The organism is Akkermansia sp. N21116, assembly GCF_029854705.2.
Classification (GTDB): Bacteria; Verrucomicrobiota; Verrucomicrobiia; order Verrucomicrobiales; family Akkermansiaceae; genus Akkermansia.
On sequence record NZ_CP139035.1, the window covers coordinates 703,125 to 726,080 of the forward strand.

Annotated in this window: 23 protein-coding genes; 15 read left to right on the forward strand and 8 right to left on the reverse strand. The window is 49.5% G+C overall.

What is annotated here, in order from left to right; all coding sequences use genetic code 11:
- Positions 1-32 precede the first annotated feature (32 nt).
- The 5 genes from QET93_RS02630 to QET93_RS02650 all read left to right on the forward strand — a co-directional run bounded on the left by QET93_RS02630 (position 33) and on the right by QET93_RS02650 (position 4,855).
- Positions 33-1,022, forward strand: coding sequence for a metallophosphoesterase (locus QET93_RS02630; RefSeq protein ID WP_280131752.1), 990 nt, complete (start codon positions 33-35; stop codon positions 1,020-1,022).
- 80 nt (positions 1,023-1,102) lie between these two features.
- On the forward strand, positions 1,103-2,041 hold the full coding sequence (locus QET93_RS02635; RefSeq protein WP_280131753.1) for a glycoside hydrolase family 16 protein: 939 nt from the start codon (positions 1,103-1,105) through the stop codon (positions 2,039-2,041).
- A 225-nt stretch (positions 2,042-2,266) separates the two neighbouring features.
- A complete protein-coding gene (locus QET93_RS02640) occupies positions 2,267-3,241 on the forward strand; it encodes a hypothetical protein (protein ID WP_322190086.1) in 975 nt (324 codons plus the stop codon).
- Positions 3,242-3,656: 415 nt separating this feature from the next.
- Positions 3,657-4,193: a flavodoxin family protein gene (locus QET93_RS02645; protein WP_280125591.1), complete on the forward strand. Its 537-nt coding sequence runs from the start codon at positions 3,657-3,659 to the stop codon at positions 4,191-4,193.
- Between the two features lie 71 nt (positions 4,194-4,264).
- Entirely contained in the window at positions 4,265-4,855 is a 591-nt protein-coding gene (locus QET93_RS02650; RefSeq protein WP_280125590.1) for a flavodoxin, read from the forward strand.
- 205 nt (positions 4,856-5,060) lie between these two features.
- On the opposite strand, the gene QET93_RS02655 is transcribed toward QET93_RS02650, so the two are convergent.
- Positions 5,061-5,546, reverse strand: a complete 486-nt coding sequence (locus tag QET93_RS02655) for a MerR family transcriptional regulator (RefSeq protein WP_280131755.1) — start codon at positions 5,544-5,546, stop codon at positions 5,061-5,063.
- A gap of 275 nt (positions 5,547-5,821) precedes the next feature.
- Between QET93_RS02655 and QET93_RS02660 the strand changes: the two genes are divergently transcribed.
- Entirely contained in the window at positions 5,822-6,166 is a 345-nt protein-coding gene (locus QET93_RS02660) for a cupin domain-containing protein (protein ID WP_280125588.1), read from the forward strand.
- Between the two features lie 22 nt (positions 6,167-6,188).
- On the opposite strand, the gene QET93_RS02665 is transcribed toward QET93_RS02660, so the two are convergent.
- Both QET93_RS02665 and QET93_RS02670 read right to left on the reverse strand, forming a co-directional pair.
- A complete protein-coding gene (locus QET93_RS02665; RefSeq protein ID WP_280125587.1) occupies positions 6,189-6,434 on the reverse strand; it encodes a helix-hairpin-helix domain-containing protein in 246 nt (81 codons plus the stop codon).
- Complete coding sequence (locus tag QET93_RS02670; protein ID WP_280131756.1) at positions 6,427-7,071, reverse strand: DUF1287 domain-containing protein; 645 nt, start codon at positions 7,069-7,071, stop codon at positions 6,427-6,429. The genes QET93_RS02665 and QET93_RS02670 overlap by 8 nt, the downstream gene beginning before the upstream one ends.
- Positions 7,072-7,416: 345 nt before the next feature.
- Here QET93_RS02670 and QET93_RS02675 point away from each other — a divergent pair, with 345 nt between their 5' ends.
- The 7 genes from QET93_RS02675 (at position 7,417) to QET93_RS02705 (ending at position 14,265) form a co-directional block, all read left to right on the forward strand.
- A complete protein-coding gene (locus QET93_RS02675; RefSeq protein WP_280131757.1) occupies positions 7,417-7,926 on the forward strand; it encodes a gamma carbonic anhydrase family protein in 510 nt (169 codons plus the stop codon).
- Positions 7,927-7,969: 43 nt separating this feature from the next.
- Positions 7,970-8,458: a bifunctional nuclease domain-containing protein gene (locus QET93_RS02680; protein ID WP_280131758.1), complete on the forward strand. Its 489-nt coding sequence runs from the start codon at positions 7,970-7,972 to the stop codon at positions 8,456-8,458.
- A gap of 186 nt (positions 8,459-8,644) precedes the next feature.
- Positions 8,645-9,907: a transcription termination factor NusA gene (nusA, locus tag QET93_RS02685; protein ID WP_280131759.1), complete on the forward strand. Its 1,263-nt coding sequence runs from the start codon at positions 8,645-8,647 to the stop codon at positions 9,905-9,907.
- Positions 9,908-9,961: 54 nt separating this feature from the next.
- Positions 9,962-12,043, forward strand: coding sequence for a translation initiation factor IF-2 (gene infB, locus QET93_RS02690; protein ID WP_280131760.1), 2,082 nt, complete (start codon positions 9,962-9,964; stop codon positions 12,041-12,043).
- Positions 12,044-12,061: 18 nt separating this feature from the next.
- On the forward strand, positions 12,062-12,436 hold the full coding sequence (rbfA, locus tag QET93_RS02695; RefSeq protein WP_280125581.1) for a 30S ribosome-binding factor RbfA: 375 nt from the start codon (positions 12,062-12,064) through the stop codon (positions 12,434-12,436).
- A gap of 166 nt (positions 12,437-12,602) precedes the next feature.
- Positions 12,603-12,815, forward strand: a complete 213-nt coding sequence (locus tag QET93_RS02700; RefSeq protein WP_322190087.1) for a hypothetical protein — start codon at positions 12,603-12,605, stop codon at positions 12,813-12,815.
- A gap of 442 nt (positions 12,816-13,257) precedes the next feature.
- Positions 13,258-14,265: an IS110 family transposase gene (locus QET93_RS02705; RefSeq protein ID WP_322189958.1), complete on the forward strand. Its 1,008-nt coding sequence runs from the start codon at positions 13,258-13,260 to the stop codon at positions 14,263-14,265.
- A 293-nt stretch (positions 14,266-14,558) separates the two neighbouring features.
- Here the strand turns inward: QET93_RS02705 and QET93_RS02710 are convergent, their stop codons facing one another.
- Both QET93_RS02710 and QET93_RS02715 read right to left on the reverse strand, forming a co-directional pair.
- Positions 14,559-14,726 (reverse strand): hypothetical protein, encoded by a 168-nt coding sequence (locus QET93_RS02710; protein ID WP_280125182.1) that lies wholly within the window; start codon positions 14,724-14,726, stop codon positions 14,559-14,561.
- 28 nt (positions 14,727-14,754) lie between these two features.
- On the reverse strand, positions 14,755-14,967 hold the full coding sequence (locus QET93_RS02715) for a hypothetical protein (protein ID WP_280131514.1): 213 nt from the start codon (positions 14,965-14,967) through the stop codon (positions 14,755-14,757).
- A 235-nt stretch (positions 14,968-15,202) separates the two neighbouring features.
- On the opposite strand from QET93_RS02715, the gene QET93_RS02720 reads away from it, so the two are divergent.
- Complete coding sequence (locus tag QET93_RS02720; RefSeq protein WP_280125184.1) at positions 15,203-15,856, forward strand: hypothetical protein; 654 nt, start codon at positions 15,203-15,205, stop codon at positions 15,854-15,856.
- Between the two features lie 13 nt (positions 15,857-15,869).
- On the forward strand, positions 15,870-16,631 hold the full coding sequence (locus QET93_RS02725; protein WP_280125185.1) for a hypothetical protein: 762 nt from the start codon (positions 15,870-15,872) through the stop codon (positions 16,629-16,631).
- A 58-nt stretch (positions 16,632-16,689) separates the two neighbouring features.
- On the opposite strand, the gene QET93_RS02730 is transcribed toward QET93_RS02725, so the two are convergent.
- From QET93_RS02730 to QET93_RS02740, 3 genes are read right to left on the reverse strand one after another with little or no spacing between them, the layout of a single operon-like run.
- The gene (locus QET93_RS02730; RefSeq protein ID WP_280131515.1) at positions 16,690-17,841 is read right to left on the reverse strand and encodes an ABC transporter substrate-binding protein; all 1,152 of its coding nucleotides are present in this window, start codon (positions 17,839-17,841) and stop codon (positions 16,690-16,692) included.
- Positions 17,842-17,869: 28 nt separating this feature from the next.
- Positions 17,870-20,761, reverse strand: coding sequence for an NHLP bacteriocin export ABC transporter permease/ATPase subunit (locus tag QET93_RS02735; RefSeq protein ID WP_280131516.1), 2,892 nt, complete (start codon positions 20,759-20,761; stop codon positions 17,870-17,872).
- Positions 20,758-22,956: an NHLP family bacteriocin export ABC transporter peptidase/permease/ATPase subunit gene (locus tag QET93_RS02740; protein WP_280131517.1), complete on the reverse strand. Its 2,199-nt coding sequence runs from the start codon at positions 22,954-22,956 to the stop codon at positions 20,758-20,760. Before QET93_RS02740 ends, QET93_RS02735 begins: the two co-directional genes overlap by 4 nt.

The window sequence follows — 22,956 nt, forward strand, 5'->3', positions numbered from 1 at the left end:
GGACGTAAGTATCTGAAATCCCTGATTTTTATATGGATACTTCCCGTCGTCAATTTATCTCCGCTTTAGGGCAATTACTATTGTTCCCGGCTGTTGCCAGTCTGTCCGCAGGAACTGTTCCCGACATAGGGAAGGGTAAAAAGGTGACATTCGGCATTATCTCCGATATTCACAAAGGTCTTCAAAAGGATGCGGAGAGACGGTTGGGAATCTTTATTGACAAGGCTATTGAGAAGAGGCCGGACTTTATTATCCAGCTCGGGGATATGACTCATGGCAAACCGGAGGATGTGGAGGCTATGCTGGAAGTCTGGAACCGTTTCCCAGGGAAAAAGTACCATGTTCTAGGCAATCACGAAATGGACGGAGGCGACAAAGGAGCTCTGGTGAAGCAACTGCAGATGCCGGGGAATTTCTATTCCTTTGACGTGGACGGATACCATTTTGTCGTGCTGGATGCCAACTACTTCAAGCAGGGAGGGAGATTTTACGACAAGCGGCCTTCGAAGCGGGAAGGCTTGCCGGTTGTCAACGAGTTGTTAAGCGATGCCGAACTCGAGTGGTTGAAAAAGGATCTGCTCGGAACGCGCAAGCCGTCCATTCTGTTTTCCCATGAGGCCTTCGATGACATTTGGCAGGCCCCCTGTTCTTCCAGTACCGGGGATGTACGACGGATCATCCGAGAGGTGAATGCCGTCAAACCGGAAGGATTCAAAATCATTGCCAGTATTTGCGGGCATCACCATATCGACAACCACAAAGTTATCGAAGGAGTTCAATATATTCAGATTAATAGTGCTTCCTACTTTTGGATCGGACATGCAGCTGCGTTCTCCAACGGACATATGGCTGAGTATAAGCACCCCCTTTTCGCATTTATCACTCTTGATTCGGAGGCTGGGACGATAGAGATCAAAGGTACGCAGAGTGAATTTCTTCCGCCGGTTCCAATTCGTGAGAATTATCCACAGGCGGACAAACTCTATCCGGGGATCAAGGACAGAGTGATCGTATACCGATGAGCCCCGGATTCTCTCTTGATGTGCAGAAAAAGGAAGGAAAATGTAAAATCGGATCTTTTGACGCCGTATGATAGTGTAGAATGAAAATGTTATGGATGATAGCTCTTTTGGGAACGGCGATGGGATATTCCTCTCTGGCCGAGGATTTTATCAATCAGGACAAGGGGACTAAAAAGGCGCCTCTGGTTGTGGAAAAAGCCGACTACACAGGTTGGAAACTTGTCTGGAATGATGAATTTGACAAAGATGGCCGCCCGGATCCGAAAAAATGGAATTATGAGGAAGGCTTTGTGCGGAATGAGGAACCCCAGTGGTACCAGGCAAAAAATGCCTTTTGCAAGGGAGGGAACCTTGTCATAGAAGGAAGGAAGGAAAAAATCAATAACCCCAGATACAAAAAGGAGAGTAAAAGCTGGCATCTCAATCGCAAGCAGGCGGAGTATTCGTCTGCTTCCCTGACGACGAAAAAAAAGTTTGCCTGGCTTTACGGCAGATTCGAATGCAGGGGGAGGTTCCTGCCCGTGGAGGGAATGTGGCCTGCTTTTTGGACGGTGGGGATCACGGAACGATGGCCGAGCTGTGGCGAGATCGATATTATGGAATACTATCAGGGAACGTATCTGGCCAATTTGTGCTGGGCATCGGAGAGGAAGTCTATAGGACAATGGAGTACAACAAGGACACCTGTGGATCGCTTGAGGGAGAAGGATCCGCTGTGGGACAGTAAATTCCATGTTTTCCGCATGGACTGGAATAAGGATTCCATTTCTCTCTACGTAGATGACATTCTTTTGAACCGCACTATGTTAGACAAAACGAAGAATGCCTTGTTTGAGAAGCAGGAGAATCCCTTTCATCAGCCGCAGGCCATTATTTTGAATTTGGCCCTTGGCAAGGCGGGAGGCAAATTGGATAAGATCAAGTGGCCGGCGACTTTCGAAGTTGATTATGTCCGTGTTTATCAAAGGGTAGATGCGCCGGAGACGGGGACGATCGACCTGGAAGGAAAGATGCGGTAGGGAAGTTTTAGAGCATTCTCTTGTCATAGGCAAACCGACTGGTAAGAGCTATGCTATGATCGGCATTGTTCTTGCTCTTTGGTCAGGTGCGTCTTGTTGGGGGGCGTTTGTTCTTTTCTGGGATCAATAATGGTGTTGACTTCTCTTCTGAAATAAGTCCATAAATAAAACAACACAATGTTTTTTTACAGGACAATTTTCAAAGTGATATGCTTTTGTTTCGTGATGAGCTGTCTGGGGGCGGATCTTCCTGCCTCTGTCCAGTCTCTCGACGAAACGTACCGCCGTAAATGTCGGCATATCTGTGCAGACCTGACGAAAGCTCATTTGGCTGAATTGAAAAAGTTACAGGAGAAATGTCTGAATTCCTCCGACTTTGCAACGGCCAAGAAGGTCAAGGACTATTACGATTCGTTGACGAACGGTACATATGTGTGGGGGAATAGTGCGGAAAAGAATTTTTCTTACTTCATGGCTTCAGGTTGGGGAGGAGATTGGTCGCATACTCTAAATATGGACATGGTGATGGTTTCCCGCTCTCCGGACGGTTCCGTGGAAAAATTTCAGGTGGATCTAAAATCATCTGATTCCGAAGTCCTTGTGTTCAACAATGGTGATCGTCTTTGGTTCTACCTGGATGAGAATAACTTAATGCAAAGGTCTAAAGTGTTTTCATTGCCCATGTCTCGCATTGCTCCGTCGCGCAAGGGGGCGAATTGTGAAACTGAATTAGGGACAATACGCAGGCGCTTTGTGGATGAATGCTCCCGGAAGACAAAAGACCTTACAACGAATTACGTGGCCTACCTCGTCAAGCAAATCCCTGTTTTATTGGAAAAGGGTGCTAGTGCGGATGAACTTAAGGCACTGAATGATTATATTGGAGTTTTGGGGAATCGCCCGATTGCCAGGAAGGATACTTGTCCGTACGGCGAGTTGCTGGGAAACTGGAAGACGGAAAAGAATGATGAAAAGTGGACGTTTACCAAGGATGGAATTGAAGTCACAAGCCTCTATAATCCGACTCGCCCCAAGAAAAAGTGGATTCATGTATCCTCTTCTCCTGCTAGAAGGGTTCATCTATTCAAAGGGGAAGGGAACAGTAAAGAGAGTTTTTATGTGTCTCTGGCATTGGGAAAAATCTATCTGTTCCATCCGGATAGGCGGGGTTGGATGCCAGTCCTCGACAAGATGAACTAGTGGTTGTGGTGACGGGGGGGGGCTCTGCGATTGATCAAGGTGGATTGGCGGGAAAACAGGCTAGAAGGTGGATGCTTTTTCTTTTCGATGTGTCTTCCATTTACTTTCATGAAAGGGCAAATGATTTTTTTTGTTTCATAACTTATTCGAAATAAGTGTATAGATTTTCTTGATGAAATTTTTTCAGAGGAGAGTGAAAAAAATCTTCCATTAGAGTAACTGTAGGTTTTTTGATAGAGTTAAAGTCCGGTCGGATACAGGGCGGGTTCCGCCTTGGGTGACTGGTTCTTATCAATCTCCAAATTCAGAAAGACCATGGATTGTTTTAATATGTACGTACTGACGAGAGTTCTTTTCGAAGCAGGTCGTTTGAACTGTCTTCATGACCAACCTTTAATTTTAACCTATTGATTTGATGATGAAAAATATTTTGATTATTTCGGCTAGCCCCCGCAAAGGAGGTAATTCCGATCTTCTTTGCGATGCCTTCATGCAGGGGGCTCTTGATGCCGGGCACCGGGTGGAGAAAGTGCGCCTCTCTGACAAAAAAATCAACTACTGCCGTGGTTGTGGCGTATGCAACGATACCCATGTCTGCATGCAGAAGGACGACATGGCAGAGATGCTGGAAAAACTCTTGAAGGCTGATGTCATCGTTCTGGGGACGCCTGTTTATTTCTATACTCTGAATGCCCAGATGAAAACCTTCATCGACCGCACGGTTCCCCGTTATCTGGATATCCGGGACAAGGAATTTTATTTTATTCTGGCAGCCGCAGACGATAATCGCGAGGCCATGTTGCGAACTGTAGAATGCTTCCGTGGATTTCTGGATTGTCTGGAAGGAGCCGTCGAACGAGGTGTTGTCTATGGTATCGGTGCCTGGAAAGTTGGCGACATCAAGGGATCTCCTGCCTTGGAGGAGGCTAAGTCCATGGGGATGGGGGCCTGAATTGATCGGATCAATGATGGAGGGCGCCCCGGTCTTCCGTGTTAAGCAATTCATTCATAGAATATCGACATATGAAAAAGAGAACATTCCTCGGTTTATGCGTTTCCTCTCTTCTGGCAACCCTTGTCGGTCAGGGACAGGAACGATCACAACTCCGGACTCCGGTGTCAGTTGAATCATCCCGGATTCTGATTGCCTACTATTCCTGGGGTGGAAATACCCGCTTTGTTGCGGAACAGATTCGGAAAGAAACAGGAGGTACCCTGTTCGAGATTAAGCCGGCGGAGGCTTATCCCCAAGACTACAATGCTTGTACCCAGGTGGCCAAACAGCAGATCAAGGATGGATTCCGTCCCGATTTGGCGACGAAAGTAGACAATATCGGACAGTACGACGTTATCTTTATCGGTTCTCCCAATTGGTGGAGCAATATTGCTCCTCCGGTTGCTTCTTTTGCCGCCGGATATGACCTCGCCGGGAAAACTGTGATTCCGTTCGTGACGCATGGCGGCGGTGGTTTGGCTCATTGTGAGGAAAACTTACGGAAACTTTGTCCGGGCTCGGTATTTCTTAAGAGCGGAGTTTTTGCCGGGAAGGGCATTCGCAGCTACCGGGCAGCCATTGCCAAGTGGATTCAAGAATCAGTTACCATCAAAGAATAACCCGATTGCTGAAGAACCGTGTTTTGCCGGGGAGGCCATCTATGGGTGGTTCCGTGGGGATCTCTCGTAGCGGATAGGGAATACGCCTCCGCAATCAATTTTGTCAGTAAAGTACTGAAAGGTGATAGGAGAAAGGGGGAAAAGGGATGGTTTTTTGTTGTTGCCTGTCTCTTTTCTCCCTTCAACGATTGAGTCAACTGTTGTTTTAATCGTTCGGTTTGATATGGGGCTCTTCCTGAGGAATGTGATTGAGAGGATTGCAGACGTCGTTCTCCCGGCTTTCAAGAAGTTCTTTGTAGTAACGCTTCTTGTATTTTAGGACTTCCATTTGCTTGTTCAGCATACGGATTTGGGTTCGGAGGTTTTTTTCCTGACGGGAGATGATTTCCGCCCGTTCCATAATTGTCGAATCTCCTTCCAGGCAGAGGTTGATGTAGCGTTTTACTCCTTCGATTGGAAGTCCGGTCATGCGCAGGCAGTGGACCAGGCGCAACCAGTTTAGATTGTATTCCGAGAATAGGCGAGCGTTGCTCCCGCTACGATCCACTCCGGGAATGAGGCCTGCATTTTCATAATATCGAACCGTGTAGGTGGATAGTTCCACCATGTCGGCGACTTGTTTGACGGTATAGCAGGGAGTTTGGTCGTAGGAGTTGGGGAAGGTTCCTTCCTTACGTTGGCTTTCTATCATATGGGCTGGGTTATTCTTACTGTAACTTTAATAATCCATGGGAAGGAGAGTCTCAAACCATTTGTTGACATTCTGTCTGTCTGGAAGACAGACACCGATTTGAACATCCTCGACTGGGGGATGGTCTCAGTGTGTGAAATGCAGATTGGAATCAAAAGCGTTGGAGGTACTTCGGACGCAAGTGATGGCCTCCGCATTCTGGAAGATCGTGTTTGGCCCGGAGAAAGGGCTTGCGAGAAGTTCTTGCGGAACACGAATCTCATTGAGTACAAATTATGACAACAGAACTAGAAAATATACCGGAGGGGTCGGCTTTGTCTCTGGCCGGATTAGTCTCCTATTCTCCCGGGGAGATCGTTAGCAAGACCTTGACGAAGCATGAAATCGTTCGGCTTATTCTGTTTGCTTTCAGTAAAGGGGAGGGCGTGAGTACGCATTCGTCCATTGGCGATGAACTGATCCAGGTGCTTGATGGAGTGGCCCGAATTACTTTGAACGGCGCGGATTCCATCCTCCGTGAGGGTGAGGCTATCGTTCTACCTGCGGGGCTTCCTCATTCCGTTTATGCCGTTGAAGATTTCAAAATGCTCCTGACGGTTGCCTTTCCTCCGGAAGATTAAAAGCGTTGGAGGGGGTATTTGTTTATCCTTTCCAATACCACCATTTGAGTTTTTCCGGATCAGGATTTTCCGTCGAAGCAAAATAAACGGCACAACGATATACATAAAGCTGGCAGCGGTCGATACGGATTCCCCGCATGGCGCATTCGCGTTCGTAAAGCTCCTCGGGATCGGCGTTCTTGAGGGATGCGATGGTTGTGAATCCCAGCATGATGAGATCTTTTTCCGTTTCTTTGCCGACGCCTGGAATATTGCGTAATTCACCCATGGTAAGTATGTGTTGATGTCGTCGTTTTGCTCCATTTGGGGCGGAAGTGTCCGGTGATGGAAAAGGAGAACAGGCAGTTTTCCTCCTGAGTGCCGGCGCCGATGTTGTGGATGATGAGCGGAATTCCCTCAGGTGATTTCCTGTCGGAGACAATGCCGATATGCGGAAGATTGCCCGGGAGCAACCAAGTTACGACATCGCCGGGGTGGTAGCGACCGGGATCCTGTTTGCCGGAGGATTTTGGGGAAAGGGGAATGGCCCAGCCGCGGCGGTACATGAACGTACGGAGGTTGGGGACGCGACGATGGTCAATATTTTTGTCCGTGGATTTTAGTCCCCATAGTTTAGGGTATTGGGAAAAATTTCTGGACATGTCTTCGTGGACTTCCTTTTGCAGGTCGAACCCGAGCCGGCGCATGGCACGGATAACGACATCGGTACAAACCCCGGTCGATTGCGGAACGTCGCCATTGGGGTAGGAGATGGAGCGGTATTCCGGATCGTACGAGACTGTGACGCCGATTTGGGATCTCGCGCTTGTCACGAGGAACAAAGCCGGTTCCGGAGGTGTCCCGGAAACGGTGCCAACCGTGAACAGGAGGATTGCGAAAAACCAGGCTGGACAAGGAATTCTCATGGTGTGTTCATAGATTATTCCAGGCGGCGGGGAAAGAAGAAATTCCATGGCTCTATCTCTTGATTGATTATGGGCAATGAGGATATAACCGGAAATAGAAAGTTGGGTGCGTGTATCTTTTCCGTTGTTGCCTGTTGTTTGAGGATCTGTGCCGGTATTTTGTTTTCGCACGAACAGCATTGAAGGGCCTGCATGGAGCCGGAGCGTGAGAGAGCAATCGTGGAATATTTGAGGAAAGCCGTGGATGTCTGGGCGGGGAAATGACGGAGAAAACATAGTCCGGTTTTGAAGGTATGGACATCTTTCTGCTGGCTTTCAGGGGTAATTGCCAGTATGCCATGGCGTATGGCAATTGAATCCTATCAGGGGAAGACTCCGGTCATTGACGCAACGGCATACATAGCCGCTAGCGCAGATCTGATCGGACAGGTAGATATCGAAGAAAACGCGAGTATCTGGTACAATGTAACGCTACGGGGGGATATCAACAATATTTCCGTGGGTAAGTGTTCCAATATCCAGGATAATAGTTGCCTCCACGTGGCTGATAACTATGGCTGTATCGTGGGTGATTACGTGACTGTTGGTCATGGCGCCATTCTGCATGCCTGTACAATCAAAAATGACGTCCTGATCGGAATGGGAGCCATTGTCCTTGATGGTGCCGTAGTCGGAGAGGGTTCCGTCGTTGGAGCGCAGGCGCTGGTAACGAAGGGAACGGTGATTCCTCCCAATTCCCTGGTTCTTGGATCTCCGGCCAAAGTGGTCAAGGATCTCGGCCCGGAATCCCAGGTAAAAAACCATGCCTGGGCTGAAAAATACGTTCGCGTTTCACGTAGATATATGAATTCATAACTTGTTGATGGCGTGAATCTTTTTTCCGCCTCATCTTTTTCCTATGCCGGATCCCGGAACATCCTCTATTCCTGTCCGCGTCGTTGCCTTGTTGCCGACTCCGGCCGGCTGTGCTACATTTTTTGCTCCAGTGGATGGAGAGGGGAAAACAGTCGTTATTTTTATTGATTCAGCTGTTGGCGCCTTCATCAATCTCCATCTGTCCGGACAGGTTATTCCCCGCCCGATGACCCACCACTTGATGCGGGATATGATGAAGGGCATGGGGATTCGCTTGCGTGGTTCCTGTATCGTTCGTAGCGAAAAAGGGATCTATTACTGTCGCATGATTGTTGAAATGGAGAATGAAATCTCCGAAAGAAAGGTGTTGGAGTTGGATTCCAGACCGGGAGATGCCCTAGCTATGTCTTTGCTTGAGGGATGTCCGTTTACAATCCGTTCCGATATTTGGTCGGACATGGAGGACGTCACGGATAAATTGCAGGAAATCCGGAAATCCTCCCCTGACGGCGAGGGCCCCGATTTCTTTTGACGGGCGTATTTTTGGATTTCGAAAATAATTGTCTATGAGAGTTTAGGGAGACAGGAATTATCCTTGTCAAACTAGTGGGAGCATGATCTAATCTCCGCGAAAACATTCCCCGGGAGTCATTCAGGAGGGTGGGTCAATGACCCGCTCTTTTTTGTCTCCCTCATTAACAATCAGCATTTCACGCACATGACGAACGATATTACCGCCTTGGTTGACTACTACGAGAGAGAAAAAGGTCTTTCCCGAGACAGAATCCTGACGGCTCTTGCCTCCGCGTTCCTTTCCGCGTACAAGAAAATGGTCCCCGGTGCCAATTCGATTGAGCATCTACGCGCAGAAATCAACACGAACAAGGGTAAGGTGCGTATTGTCGCGGCTTTGGAAGTCGTGCCGGAAGACGAATACAAGGACAAGTTTAATCAGATTCCCGTCAACATGGCTGTCCGCTTGAATGCCGAAGCTGCTATAGGGGATATCATTGACGTGAACGTGACTCCGAAGGATTTTGGCCGCATCGCTGTCCAAACTGCTCGGCAGACAATGATGCAAAAACTTTTGGATGCTGAAAAGGAAATGCTTTACGATGAATTCAAGGATCGTGCCGGTGACTTGGTGACAGGTACCGTCCGCCGTTTTGAAAAAGGCGATATCTACATTGATCTGGGCAAGTTCGAAGGTGTGATGCCCTCCCGGGAGCGGGTTTCGACGGAAGAATATTCCGTCGGTGACCGGATGCGTTTCTACGTCGTTGAAGTGCGTGTGGAAGGCCGTGGACCGGAAGTAATTCTTTCCCGCAGCCATCCGAATCTTGTCCGCCGCCTGTTTGAAGCGGAAGTCGTGGAAATTGCCGATCACACGGTAGAGATCCGCGGCATCGCCCGCGAAGCCGGGTACCGTACCAAAGTGGCCGTTTTCAGCAATGATCCCAAGGTGGACCCTGTTGGCGCCTGCGTTGGCCTGCGTGGTGCAAGAGTTAAAAATATCGTCCGCGAACTCAATAACGAGAAGGTGGACATCCTCGAATGGACGGAAGATCCCACCGAGTTCGTGCGTAGTGCGTTGACTCCGGTGGAACCCCGTGAAATTACCGCGAACTCCGATACGAAGACGGTTCTAGTCATTGTCAATGACGATAGGGACCTCTCTAAGGCCATTGGACGCCGCGGACAAAACGCGCGTTTGACATCCCGTCTGATGAACTGGGATGTTCAAGTCCGCGTGTATGATCCTCAGGCCGGTGTTGCCAAGCAATTGGCAGAAGCAGCCAAGGCCCTGAGTAAACAGCTCGGCATTGCCGAGGAACTCGCATACGGTCTTGCCACCATGGGTGGTACGACGGTTGCCGCCCTCGTTGACTTCGAGGCTGCCGATATCGCTGACAACCTTGACATTTCCATGGAAGAAGCGGAAGCCGTTATGGGAAAAGTCCACGACGTAGCGAACCAGTAAACTCTGCCGGAGAGGACAACCTCACCGGCATTTCCAAGAAAAAATTTTATATCTATGCCCGGTCAAAAAGATAATCGCGAGTCAGAAAAAGAAGTGCTTGATCTCATCGGTTCCAAGCCGAAGAGACCTCGCAAGAAACAGCAGGTTGAACCTGCAGCGGCCGACGAGACGCCGGTTCCCGCCACGGATACTCCAGTCAAACAAGAAAAGAAGCAGGCTCTCGATCTCCTTTCGGGTAAAAAGAAGTCCCGTCCTCAGCCAGAGACTCCTGCCGAGCCTGTTGCCGAATCTCCCGAAGTTGATTCGTCCCTTCCCTCTGCCGATAGTAACCCCGGTGTCGTAGAACCGGGGGGTGTCATTAACCTTAAACCCCCGGTTTCCGTTTCGGATCTGGCTGCTATGATGGGAATTAAACCTTTTCGCTTGATCAAGGACTTGATGGGCTTGGGTATTTTCGGCAATCCCTCAACCGTAATTGATGCGGAAGTCGTTGGTAAACTGTGTGATATCCATGGATTCGTCTTCGAACGCGAAAAACGCGAAAAAGGCGGCGGAGTCAAACCTCTGCCGGAAGTTCCCAAAGAACCCGATCCCGTCCCGGTTGTCGAAGAACCCAAGGAAGTTCTGAAAATCCGGACGCCTATCATTACTGTCATGGGGCATGTTGACCATGGCAAGACATCCTTGTTGGATTACATCCGCCGTTCCCGTGTGGCCAAAGGGGAAGCGGGTGGCATTACCCAGCACATCGGTGCCTATTCCGTAGATCACGGAGGCCAGTTGTTGACATTTATCGATACTCCGGGGCACGCTATTTTCACTGAAATGCGTGCTCGCGGAGCGGATGTGACGGATATTGTCGTGCTGGTCGTGGCTGCCAATGACGGCATTATGCCCCAAACACGCGAGGCCATCGCCCACGCTAAAGCTGCGAAAAAGACGGTGATCGTCGCCATCAACAAGTGCGATTTGCCGGCAGCAGATCCCATGAAGACCAAGACTGGTCTGATGGAAGAAGGCTTGGTGCCGACCGATTTCGGTGGCGATATTGAATGCGTGGAAGTATCCGCTTTGACGGGTGCAGGCATTCCCGATCTGCTTGATCTGCTTGTGTTGCAGGCTGAAGTATTGGAGTTGAAAGCTAACCCGAAGGCTAATTGCCGGGCTTCTATCATCGAAGCCCGTGTGGAACAAGGGCGTGGCAGCTCTGCGACGGCTATTGTCGAAAGCGGAACCATCAAGGTAGGCATGCCTTTCATTTGCGGCCCCTTTGCAGGCAAAGTCCGCTCACTCAACAGCGACAGCGGCAAGAAAATCAAATCTGCCGGTCCCGGAACACCGGTGGAGATTATCGGTTTTGCCGAAACTCCGAATGTCGGCGATGAACTTGTTGAAATGGAGAATGAACGTGCTGCCAAGAAGTTGGCTGAAGAACGCCAGCTTGATCTCCGCGCAACTCGTTTGAATGCACCTAGGAAGTCTCGCATGGAAGACATCCGTGCTCTCATGGGCGATGGCTCCCAGAAAGTTCAGCTCAAGCTCTTGCTCAAAGCGGACGTCCAAGGCTCAGTCGAAGCTATTAGAAAGGCTATCGAAGACATTAAGTCCGAGAAGGTGGAGTGCCATTTCATCCAAACGGCTGCCGGTCCCATTTCCGAATCCGACATTCTGCTGGCGTCCTCTTCCGATGCCGTCGTTCTTGGTTTCAATGTGAAGGTGGAATCCAATGCCGTTCGCATGGTGAAACGCGAAGGTGTGCAGGTGAAGCTCTACTCCATTGTGTACGAACTCATCGACCAGGTGCGTGATACCATGCTCGGTCTTCTTGAGCCGGAAACCCGCGAAACGATCATCGGCCATGCCGACGTCAAGCAGGTCTTCAAGCTCAATAAAGGGCGTGCTGCCGGCTGTATGGTTTCCGACGGCAAAGTGCAGAGGACATGCGAAGCTCGCGTGCTCCGAGATGGTCAGGCAATCTTCGACGGCAAGATGTCGACGCTCCGCCGCTTCCAGGATGAAGTGGACGAAGTCAAGGCTGGCCTCGAATGCGGTATTCGCCTCGGCGACTTCAACGAATACGAAGAAGGCGATGTGATCGAATGCTATACTTTGGAAAAAATTAAACAGACTCTCTAATAGGATTGTCTATTCCACATGAGTACACGCAGACTGGATAAGGTAAATGAATTGATGCGCCGTGAAATAAGCACGGTTATTCAACGCGACTTCGAGTTTCCGGATACGATCGTGACCGTTGCCGGAGTGGAAATCACGGAGGATCTTAAGGAAGGCAAGGTCTGGATCGGCGTCGTTGGACGCATGCATCCCGACCAGGTTCTGGAGAAACTCAATGCCCGTCACGGCATGGTCCAGTCTCTCGTTTCCAAGCGGGTGGTGCTCCGCAATACACCGCGGCTTGTATTCCGACTGGACGATTCCGCGCAACGCGGCGTGGATATGGTGAACCTCCTTGAGGATATCGACAAGAACCTTCCGAAGGCACCTCCCGCTCCTGAAGGAGAAGAATAAGCGAGTTCCTCGTAACGCAAACGCAGAAACTTAGCCCCGCCCGAAGGAATCTCTTCGAGCGGGGTTTTCTTTTGTTTCTACTAGGGTAAAATCATGTAACCTTTCAAACATGGTATTCGTTGTACTAGTGAACTAACCAACATTCAAAACAATGAACAACGATTCTATGAATAAGCAGGAACTGAACGAAGAAGAACTAGATACGGTAGCTGGAGGGATTTGGGAAATTTATCATGAATCTACAGAAATAAAACCTGGCAGCTTCGTCCAAAAAAAAGGTAATTTTACGTTCAAGACTCGGGAACAAGCGGAACAGATGTTTGCCAAGATGGACCAGAAACGTCCGGGATATTATCAAATAAGAGAAATCAAGAGATAATCTCACCAGGACGGCAATCATTCATCAGTCGTCAGCTCTTCGGAACTGGCGACTGATTGTGTATTTCCTGAGGAAATGATTTTGTTTCTCGAGAAAATTCTGATTTGTCGGCTTTCCCATGTCGGCTGTTAGGTATTGATTGGAACGAAAAAGAGGCTGTCTCGGGTTAGCGAGACAGCCTCAAATAATAAAAAGAGCTAATATTTGATTACCACGGAGGGTAAAATGCTTCGTGGAATCGGAGCAGGGCTTCGAGGATCGCAACCACGAAGCCCTGGCTTGTATTGAGCACGAGAGACAGCCAGATTCCCGCCCTAGGGCGGAGAATGTCAAAGAGTCAGTGCCGATACAAGCCCCATCCGGGGATCCGATCATTCCAAATCTCGAATAGTTGAAAGGACCGTCTCCCCGAGATGAGTCCGCATTTGAGGAGGAGATCAGAATGAAGCCCAACAAAACAAAAATCAATCGTGAAGTAGGAGAAAACATACCTCAAAAGAACTATGCCGGAGTAGATATATCCAAAGACTATTTGGATATCTGCCTTCAGCATAAAACCTACCGATTCACCAACAACAAGACAGGACATAAGAACATGTTCCGTCTTTTTGAAAAACAGGAACAACCAGTTCATGTCGTGTATGAGTCCACCGGCTATTTAAGCCGTCGGCTTATCCCCGTTTTCATGGACGCCAATATCTCCCAAACATGCCTTAATCCGGTACGAGTAAGAAACTATGCCAGAAGTGAAGGACTACAGGCCAAGACCGACCGTTTGGACGCTCAGGTGCTCTGCCAATTGGGAAAAGACAAACAACTTGAGCAAGACTATCCACTTACCCGAGAAATTCTTCAGCTCAAAGAATACGAAAGTGTCCTTACTTTTTATGTCAAAAGACGGGCACAGTTGAAAAACGAGCAAAAAGCAACCAATCAGCCGTTTCTGAAACAGCAATTGGATCAAGCCCTGAAGCAGGAAGAAAAACGCATAGAGGCGTTGCAGGTTCAAATGGAAAAACTCATCAATACTCATCAAGAGCTAAAAGAAAAGTATGAAACCTATTTGAATGTTAAAGGAATAGGGAAACGCAATGCCATGGCGTTGATTAGCCTCATGCCCGAATTGGGAAGCATTAATAGAAAGCAGGCGTCAGCCCTACTCGGAGTAGTGCCTTATTCCTGGGAAAGCGGAACGATGAAAGGAACACGCAAAATACATGGGGGCAGAAAGGAACTGCGCCATCTTCTCTATTTGGCAACGGTTAGTGCCTTGAGGTGCAATGAAATCTTGCAGGCGAAGTACAAACATTTTCTCTCTGTGGGAAAAACACGAAAGTGTGCACTTATTGCCTGCTGTCATTCTCTAATCATTTATCTCAATAGCTTAACGAAAAAAATAATTCCCCCGGATGCAGCGTCGCACGCTGCCGGGGGGATTGGGGGCGAGTAGCCCCCATTTGTCTATTTCTGAATTATAGTTGACTCTGTCAAAGTGCCGTTCAAATCAAATATGCGTTACTTTTTATATTGGATTCTCTGGCCTTCGTGTTGTCTTTGCACGGGGCTTTGGCCTCCTGCAAGGCCGTCCAGTTCTTCTTGTTTCAATTCCGATATTCCTTCTGGGGCCGGTTTTGAAGAATGGCAGCATTTGGGCTCTTCTCCGGAAAGGTTCCGGGTATCGGAGGTTTTGCCGTCTTGTTCTGGTTTGGTATTGCTCATAATATGTATGAATCAGGTTGGATGTTAATGGTTGGATGATGTGAGTTCCGTGAAGATGAAGCGGAGATGAGTTTCTTCCATGTCGGATTCGTCCGAATGGTCTGCCACGCACAAAATGCTGGTACAGCCGGCGGTGATATCCGTCAATTCTGTTTCATTCAATTCCGCTACATGTATTTTTTGTTCGTCCATGAAGTATAGCGGTTCTGGTGTTTCTTGTTCAGATGAATCTTTTACGGGGAGGAGATTCATGCTTGATTTGAGAGGCTGCTGCCGCAAGCATATCCATATCTTCTTCCTCCAGCTCGACGAGGTTTTCTGTTTGCTCCTGATCGTTGTCAAGAAATGCAGGCATGGGCGGAGGGGCCACCTTGAAGCTGTCCCTGACCAAGTCGTCTAGGGGAGTTCTGATTTCTTCTCGTTCTTTATTCATCGTTGATCCATTCTATGTGTTTCTGCGGATAAGACCCCTGGAAAAGTTTTTCCTGGTCTTCCTATTTTACAGGTCTTCACTTCCTGAAACGGTTTAAGAGGCGAAAAGGTTACTATTATTTTTGCGACGGGTTTCTTTTTCCATTATACCTTGACAAATCTTCATAATTTTTAACGATAGCCTGGACGTTATTCATCCGAACCTATTACGGTAGCTCCGTACTTTTCTCTCCATTATGAAAAAATTGCATTTCTTATTACTGGCTCTTTTGTGCCTGTCTCCTCATTTTGCATCCGGTGTCGACCTAATTGAGCTGACGGAGCAACCGCGGTATTGCTCTTCAATGGATCAGACGATCGATTACATGTTCGATATGAACGACCATATGACGGTGGACGGTCTGTACGGTTTTTCCGTTGCCCGCACATATGAAATAGCCCATATGGGCGACAGCGCCCATTACGCTTTTTTTCAGGCGGGATGGTTCCGGGGTACGGAGTCGGTCACCCCATCCGATAGTATTTTCCGCTATCATTTTGCTCAGGAAGTCGTACCGTTCTATTTCGGATACCGTTATGAAATGCAATTATCCGAGCATTGGGAAGCCTATGTCGGAGGGTTGATTGGGTATGTTCACTCCAAGGATGAAAAGAAGCAGACTTCTCCGGTGCAGGATTATTACTGGAAGTATGCTATTACTTCATCGACGCTGGCCGGAGGTGCGATAGTTGGGATTCGCTACAAGATTACGCCCCGGGTGGAGTTGTTTGCCGGCTATACGGCGACCTTGTATTCCTCCCTCCGCCGCCAGACGTGTGATCCCCAGATTTCCGATAAGCATTCAGCCCTTTCCGGAACGGCAAGTCTTGGCCTTACTTTGAAATTCTAATCCTTCTTGCACCATGAATAAAAGTATTTGTATATTGGGGGTTGCCCTTTGTGGGGTTCTTTCCCTCCAGGCGGGAGAAAAAACCTTGGTTCATGAACCGGTCCAACTGAATCGCCCGATGCAGGCTGAGTTCGGCCTGGGTGACCGGTTGTATCTGAGCATGGGATTCGGTATGATGGCTTCCAACGGGAATGAGCATTTTGCGAATGGAGAGGAATGGATCCCCTCCAATTTGTATGGCATCCAGCTTAATCTGTCGGGCGAAATTTTCCGTAAGGACAGGCATGCTCAACGGATCGGTCTTCAGAGCGGTTATTTTTACGATACCTATAAGTCGGCCGAATGGTACAATTTAGAATCCTTCGACGAGACTGATGAATTATATAGACTCAAGACTCGCGTGTCTGTTGTGCCTGTCCTTGCGACTTATGATTATGTGTATGGGCTTGATAAACATTTCATAATTCGCGGTGGTTTGCGTACCGGTGTCCTCATTCGGACGACAGAAGCGAAAGGAGAAGCCGAACAACTGTATGGGGAAAGCCGGTTTGACGCCAATTCTACCAAAGTAAAACCTGTGATAGGCGCCGGTATCGGAGCTGAAGTCCAAGTCAGCGATACTTCATTTATGTATATCGGTTTCGATTTCCTGCAGACCTTCGGGTCCGATTGCGGCCCCCTTTATTCCGTCAATGGCAATGCCGAATTAATGAATACAAGAACGAAGGATCGGTACTACGTCACGGTGTCCGCCGGATTGGTCTATACTTTTTAGGCATTTCTTCTTCCGGTAATATTACTTCCCCGTGTCTGGTCATGAGCCGGATGCGGGGCTATTGTTTTACCCTTGGCATTTGTCGGATGTTGACTTCGGTCGGGACTTTACCCAAGGCCAGTTTCCTTTCGTGTAATTCACGCATGATGTCGATGATTTTTCCGGGTTTATATTTGCTTTCCCGTTCGACGGCTTCAGCGAAACCGAGCAGACACTGCGCTCCCAGTTGGTTCCAAAGGGAGGGAGGAGAACCGAATTTTTCTTGCCAGGCTTTGATGAAATCTTTGTTGACGAAGCGACAGTTGCCAAAGGCCGTATAGAAGATCGGACAAGGAAAAGCCTTGAGCGAATTTTCGCTGTGCGTGATATCCAGATAATCGTTTCCCCATACTTCGATGGAAATGTTTAAGGCTTTGATGACTTCTCCCAGGACTTTGAGGCAAGGTTCGTCGTCAGTGAAAATGATCGCGTCGATCGTACGGTTTTCAGTAAACAGCTTGAGAGACTGGTACAAATCTGCAAAACGGGCGGGATTTTTGAAATTGACGCGATAGATTTCCACGAATGATTTATCTTCGTGGAGCCTGCGTTCCAGCTTGGTTCCGAAAATGCTTCCATAGGAATCGTCCCCGGGGGAAACAACCAGAAGCCTTTTTTTCCCTCTCCGGGCCAATTCGGTTGCCAGTTTGTTTGTCAGGATGGACAGAGGAGGGAAGTAGGAAAACGTCATGTCGGGTTTCAGTTCCGGCAGGGAGTCCGGCAGGGAGGCGACGGGAGAGACGAACGGCAACCCTTGGAACTGGGTGATGCTTCTCAGCGTTGGGATTTCTTCCGTATTCAGCCCGCCAATGAGCAGGGCGATATCCGGACGTTCGCAAAACTCCTGGGTTAGTAATTTGTTCTGTTGTGGAGAGGTGGCTTCGCCATGGATCTCCAATTCGATATGCTTGCCGAGAATTCCTCCTCGTGAGTTTAAATAATCACGGGCGAATTGTATGCCCCGTACCGTTTCTCGGCCCATGCCATCCCTCAAATCCAAGGCGATACCTACTTTCCAGACTGGAGATTTTGACACAGCCTCCTCCCGAGTACTGAGAAATGCCCCGTTATAATCGTGATCGGTTATGGAACCGTAATTGAAGGCTCCCAGTACGTATAACAGCAGGAAAACGACCAAGAGGAAAAGAAGGGCGATAATTCCGTTTTTCATGGGATGTTTTGTGGTGAAGAAGGGTTGTTTATAACATTTGACGGGAAGCGAGTTGGCGGAATACACCTTCCCGATTGATGAGCTCGTTGTATGTACCGACCTGACATATTCTACCTTTGTCCAGAACGTAAATGCGGTCGGCATTGATGATGGTGGAAAGGCGGTGGGCGATGACGATGCGCGTGAAACGGAGCTGTTCCATGTTTTTCCGGACAATTTCCTGAGTGGCATTATCAAGGGCGCTTGTCGATTCATCCATGATGACGACGGCCGGATTACCGACTAGCGCCCGTGCGATCAGAATGCGTTGTTGCTGACCTCCGGAAATGAGCGTATCGCTCACGAGCGTGTGGATACCCATGGGCATGTTTTGAATATCCTCTTTCATGGCTGCAAGTTCCAGTGCGTCCATGGCATCTTCCGCCGTGTAGTCAGTACCTTTGATGATATTGGCGAGGATACTGTCAGGCAGTACTTTACTGTTTTGTAGAATGACTCCGAGCTGGCGTCGCACAGCCCTGACATCCATGTTCGATAATTCCTGATTGCTGTAATAGACTCCGCCGCTTTCCGGTTTTTCAAATCCGAGAAGAAGGCGTACCAATGTGCTTTTGCCGGATCCGGACGCACCTACGATGGCAATGAATTCTCCCGGTTCGGCGGAGATGGAAACGTTGTTCAGAATAGTAGGACCATCCGGTTGATAGCGGAACGTTATATGAATTAATTCGACTTTGCCGTCCAGACGGCCGGGAACATGCATGCCGGGGCAAACTTCCGGTATTTCCTCCAGGACAGGTTGAAGGCGTTTCAATTCGGGGCGGATGGATTGAAGTGTCCATATATCATTTACAATACTGATCAAACCCTGTTGGAAGCCTGCGTAGGCGCTCATAAATGCCATGTACTCGGGTAGTGAAAGGCTGCCTTTCCAGAATTTACCTATCAACAGGAAGAACAGGACGGAAACAAGCCCGGGAAAGACAATGGATGCCATGTTGACGAAAGAACCGTTGACATTAGACTGAAAATCGGCTCGTGTTGCGGTCGAAAAATCTTCAAGGTAGCGCGAAATAACACGTTTTTCCGCGTTGGAGGAACGGATTTTCGCCATGCCTTCAATCAATTGTATCAATAAACCGGACAAGCGGCCTTCGGCAGCCAGAGATGCGGAAAGAGGTTTTAAATTGCGCTGATAGAGTAGCAGTAACAGCCCGGCAAACATGACTTCCACGACTACGGCGACGCAAGCCAGCCGGGGGCTGTAATAAAACAACATGATCAGGCTTCCCAGTGAAAACAGGGCTCCCAAGAACTGATTGGATACGACTCCGAAGAGGGTTTCCTGGATACGGGTGGCCGCCAGGATTCGGTTTGTCAGGTCTCCGGCGTCGAATTGGCGGAAGAAGTTGACGGGCAGGCGCAGCAGACGATCGCACATGGCGGCCTGGAAGCGTTCGAAACGGCTGGTCCCGAACGAAAGCATGATGAGCTGAGGAACGAGGCCGAACAGGACTGAGGCTGCTGTCAGGCAAACCAGCAGGATCATGATTTGCCACAATTCCGGAGTGTTGGCCGATGGTATGATACTGCCCGTGACGTATTCCATAGCAACCGGCATGACCAGGCCAATCAAGCTTGAAATGACTCCTACGGTCAGGAGGGAAACGAACATTCCCTTGGCCCCTTTGAACATGAAACGCCCCAAATCTTTCCATGTCAGTTTGTGCTCCGGCAGAAGATCATAGAATTTCAAGGCGGTCCGGTCGAGAGAGGCGGTATCTTCACGGGTGAGGGGACGTTCTTGCCCCGTTTCGGGATCAAAGAGGAGGGAATGCCCCTTCCCTCGGAGAATCAGGACGACGATGGAGGCATTTTCCTTGCGGAATCCGATGAATACTCCTGCATCGGTCCGGTAGAAATCGGAAGGCAGCAAGACTCGGCGCATGCGCCAGCGGTTCCGGGAAGTTAGCTGGGCGATGCGTTCGTAGAGATTGTCGCTCTCGTCTTCATTCACATCGAACTCAAAAGGCAGGTTGCACTCTTGCGCTATTCTGGCAAATGAGGCATGGATGGGGTCGTCCTTAAAGGCGGCAATCGGCTGGGAGACTCCGATCAACTCCGCCAGAGAGTGGAGCTGGGAGTACATTCTCTGTTCGGCAAATTCATTGTCCGCACATTCTTTGCGGTTTCTGTCCCAAACGGAAACCGCATGTTTCCTGATTAACCAGAGCGTCAGAAGTCGGTGGAAAACGGAAAGACATTCGGGGAGAATTCCCATCGTGAGCAATTCCTCCGTGGTTGTTGTTTCCAGACAAGCCGTTCCCCGGGCGTCAAACCAAAGGGGATCCACTGTTGCTATTGCCATGCCGTCATGAACCGGCGCATAGCCGGAGTCACCCATGGGCACCAAGTCTCCCTTTGTCAGATTAATCCAGCGGACTGTTCTGGCCGAACCGATTGCCGTCCCATCCGTAACTTCCATTTCCGTACCGAGCGGGGTTAATCCTGTCGAACGGGCTGGTTCTCCGGAACAGAGGCGTTCGATCAGACGGCAAATCCAGGTATCGATACAGTCACTTATTTCCTCTGCCAGTGAAGAATGGTTTTCTAGAATAGTGGCGGGATACTCCATCCATGCGGCATGGGTGGCCGCTATTGCCACGACACGCCCCGTTCTTCCTTGCCATTCTCCCGGAGGGAGGGGAAAGCACCAGTCACCGGAAGAAAGGGAGGCGAGAAAGGTACGCCCGCATTCGTTGCCATCGGAATCGGACTCTATCAGGAACAGATTGATTTCTCCGGCAGTAACGACCAAGGGTCTTCCTCCGTGGATCTTCAATTCGTAAATCCGGTTGGAGGCCATTTCCTGCAATGTCCCCTGTGGCATGACGGTTTTTCCTGCAAATTCTTTCTTCATCCCAGTACTTCCTCCGTGTGCGATTCAAAACGCATGAGCGAGGCATAGGCATTTCCCGCTTCCATCAATTGTTCGTGCGTTCCTCTTTCCAGAATGCGTCCTTCCTGCATCATGATGATTTCGTCGCAGTCCCGGATGGTACTTAACCGGTGGGCAATAATGAGGCAGGAACATCCCCGGCGGCGGATGGCTTTGTCAATCATTACCTCCGTGATGGGATCCAAAGCGCTGGTTGCTTCGTCAAGGATGAGAATCGGGGTTGATTTTGCCAACGCCCGGGCAATTTCCAGTCTTTGTCTTTGGCCTCCGGAGAAATTGCTTCCCATTTCATTGACGGGAACGTCAAGTGCGGTGCCTCGGCAAAGCAGTTCTCCTTCGATGGCGGCATCGCGCAGGGCCTGGTTTAGTTCCGCCTGGTTGACGCGTTTGCGGAACAGAGTCAGGTTATCTCGGACGGAACCGGAGAAGAGCATGATGCTTTGATCGACGGTAGCCAGGGAATGGTAAAATTCCCGTGATGAATATGACTCCAACGGTTGTCCGTCTATCAGGATTTCCCCTGACCATGGGGTGATCAAACCGGCAGCCAGTTTGGCGACGGTACTTTTGCCGGAACCGGAGGCTCCGACGAGTGCAACCCGTGTACCCGGTTTGAGGATGAGGTTGAAATCTTCCAGAAGAGGTGCTTGGTATCTGTTGTATCCGAACGATATGCCTCGCATTTCCAGCATTCCGGCGCCGGCCGTGAGTTCGCAGGTGTTGCCGTCTTCTTCCTTAAAACGTTTTTCTCCATCGTATTTATAGACGTCATCCACTCTGTCGATTGCTCCGCGGAGCATTTGAATCTGGGCTCCGGAACCGACCAGGGCATTGACGGGAGTCATAAAAGAGACCATCAGCATTTGGAAGGCAAGCATGCCGCCCAGGGATAATTCCCCCCTCATAACAAGCCAGGCTCCGAAGCAGAGGATCAATACGTTGTTCAACCCGAACAGGAAATTTGGCAGCAGAGAGAAGAAGGTAGAGGCACTTTGCATTCTTCGCCTTTTGTCCGCATAATCGGCAATATAGTTACCCCACTGGGAGAACATCTCGTCTTCACGGCCTCCGGCCCGCAGGTTTTCCATCATGGAAATGCCTGTCGCCGTAAAATTCAACAATTGGCTTTCAACCATGATGAGCCGTTGGTTGGATATGCGGAGGCGTTTGTTGACAAATGACAATGCCAGGAAATTCAGGATGGCCGTCGCTACGGCTATTGCCGATAGAAATGGACTGAACTGAACCATCATGACCAGGAAAAACGTGGCCGTGAACATTTTGACAGCGTTGCCGGAAATCGTACCGAAAGCCGAGTTGGCAACGCTTCTGTTGAGAGCGACCCGGTTTTGCAAATCTCCCGCCGAACGGTTCTGGAAGAATTCCATGGGCAGTTTGAACATGTGAACCAGCATGTTCATCGTACTATTGACGGCCATTTTAACTTCCGTTCGCCGCATCAGTAAATTTTCCAGCCAAGTCAGCAAAAACTGGATGATGAGCAGGACCATGTACAGGATAATCAGCGGGACGAGCCACTCCGGTCGCGTTTGCATGACGTCGTCGACGAAGACCTGTGTCAGAACAGGTAGTACGACGCCGGGCAGGATCAAGAGGATGCCGATCCAGAGCATTTTCCAGACATTGCCTTTAACTTGGCCCAACAGGGGGATGAGACGGGCCAGCATTCCTCTCTCACGACCAAATGCCTTGAAGTCGGGAGTTTTCTCGAATGTCAGGGCAACTCCCGTGAAGTGATCCGCAAATTCGTCTTCACTCAGTTTACGGAGTCCCATGGCAGGGTCGTTCAAGTAGTAATGTTTTCCCCGTCGGCCTGCATAGATGACAAAATGATTGAAATCCCAGAATAGGATGGCTGGCAGAGGGAGGGAATCCAACCCTTCCAGAGTAACCTTGAACCCTCTTCCTTTCAGCCCATATGTGGCAGCTGCTTTGATAATCAGAGAGGCAAAACTGCCATTGCGGGACACGCCGCAGGCTACGCGTAGCTTTTCCAGAGGTTCATAGCAATGGTAGTATCGCAGAACCATTCCCAGGCATGCGGCACCGCATTCGGTCGCTTCCATCTGGAATACCATGGGAACCTTGACACGGTGCCCGGACAGACATGGCAGCAGCTTTCCAATCCAGTTCAT

What these genes read in the sequence shown, in the direction of transcription:
- QET93_RS02630 (WP_280131752.1), top strand. Translation starts at nt 33, where the DNA reads ATGGATACTTCCCGTCGTCAATTTATCTCCGCTTTAGGGCAATTACTA.
- QET93_RS02635 (WP_280131753.1), top strand. Translation starts at nt 1,103, where the DNA reads ATGAAAATGTTATGGATGATAGCTCTTTTGGGAACGGCGATGGGATAT.
- QET93_RS02640 (WP_322190086.1), top strand. Translation starts at nt 2,267, where the DNA reads ATGAGCTGTCTGGGGGCGGATCTTCCTGCCTCTGTCCAGTCTCTCGAC.
- QET93_RS02645 (WP_280125591.1), top strand. Translation starts at nt 3,657, where the DNA reads ATGATGAAAAATATTTTGATTATTTCGGCTAGCCCCCGCAAAGGAGGT.
- QET93_RS02650 (WP_280125590.1), top strand. Translation starts at nt 4,265, where the DNA reads ATGAAAAAGAGAACATTCCTCGGTTTATGCGTTTCCTCTCTTCTGGCA.
- QET93_RS02655 (WP_280131755.1), bottom strand. Translation starts at nt 5,546, where the DNA reads ATGATAGAAAGCCAACGTAAGGAAGGAACCTTCCCCAACTCCTACGAC.
- QET93_RS02660 (WP_280125588.1), top strand. Translation starts at nt 5,822, where the DNA reads ATGACAACAGAACTAGAAAATATACCGGAGGGGTCGGCTTTGTCTCTG.
- QET93_RS02665 (WP_280125587.1), bottom strand. Translation starts at nt 6,434, where the DNA reads ATGGGTGAATTACGCAATATTCCAGGCGTCGGCAAAGAAACGGAAAAA.
- QET93_RS02670 (WP_280131756.1), bottom strand. Translation starts at nt 7,071, where the DNA reads ATGAGAATTCCTTGTCCAGCCTGGTTTTTCGCAATCCTCCTGTTCACG.
- QET93_RS02675 (WP_280131757.1), top strand. Translation starts at nt 7,417, where the DNA reads ATGGCAATTGAATCCTATCAGGGGAAGACTCCGGTCATTGACGCAACG.
- QET93_RS02680 (WP_280131758.1), top strand. Translation starts at nt 7,970, where the DNA reads ATGCCGGATCCCGGAACATCCTCTATTCCTGTCCGCGTCGTTGCCTTG.
- nusA (WP_280131759.1), top strand. Translation starts at nt 8,645, where the DNA reads ATGACGAACGATATTACCGCCTTGGTTGACTACTACGAGAGAGAAAAA.
- infB (WP_280131760.1), top strand. Translation starts at nt 9,962, where the DNA reads ATGCCCGGTCAAAAAGATAATCGCGAGTCAGAAAAAGAAGTGCTTGAT.
- rbfA (WP_280125581.1), top strand. Translation starts at nt 12,062, where the DNA reads ATGAGTACACGCAGACTGGATAAGGTAAATGAATTGATGCGCCGTGAA.
- QET93_RS02700 (WP_322190087.1), top strand. Translation starts at nt 12,603, where the DNA reads ATGAATAAGCAGGAACTGAACGAAGAAGAACTAGATACGGTAGCTGGA.
- QET93_RS02705 (WP_322189958.1), top strand. Translation starts at nt 13,258, where the DNA reads ATGAAGCCCAACAAAACAAAAATCAATCGTGAAGTAGGAGAAAACATA.
- QET93_RS02710 (WP_280125182.1), bottom strand. Translation starts at nt 14,726, where the DNA reads ATGGACGAACAAAAAATACATGTAGCGGAATTGAATGAAACAGAATTG.
- QET93_RS02715 (WP_280131514.1), bottom strand. Translation starts at nt 14,967, where the DNA reads ATGAATAAAGAACGAGAAGAAATCAGAACTCCCCTAGACGACTTGGTC.
- QET93_RS02720 (WP_280125184.1), top strand. Translation starts at nt 15,203, where the DNA reads ATGAAAAAATTGCATTTCTTATTACTGGCTCTTTTGTGCCTGTCTCCT.
- QET93_RS02725 (WP_280125185.1), top strand. Translation starts at nt 15,870, where the DNA reads ATGAATAAAAGTATTTGTATATTGGGGGTTGCCCTTTGTGGGGTTCTT.
- QET93_RS02730 (WP_280131515.1), bottom strand. Translation starts at nt 17,841, where the DNA reads ATGAAAAACGGAATTATCGCCCTTCTTTTCCTCTTGGTCGTTTTCCTG.
- QET93_RS02735 (WP_280131516.1), bottom strand. Translation starts at nt 20,761, where the DNA reads ATGAAGAAAGAATTTGCAGGAAAAACCGTCATGCCACAGGGGACATTG.
- QET93_RS02740 (WP_280131517.1), bottom strand. Translation starts at nt 22,956, where the DNA reads ATGAACTGGATTGGAAAGCTGCTGCCATGTCTGTCCGGGCACCGTGTC.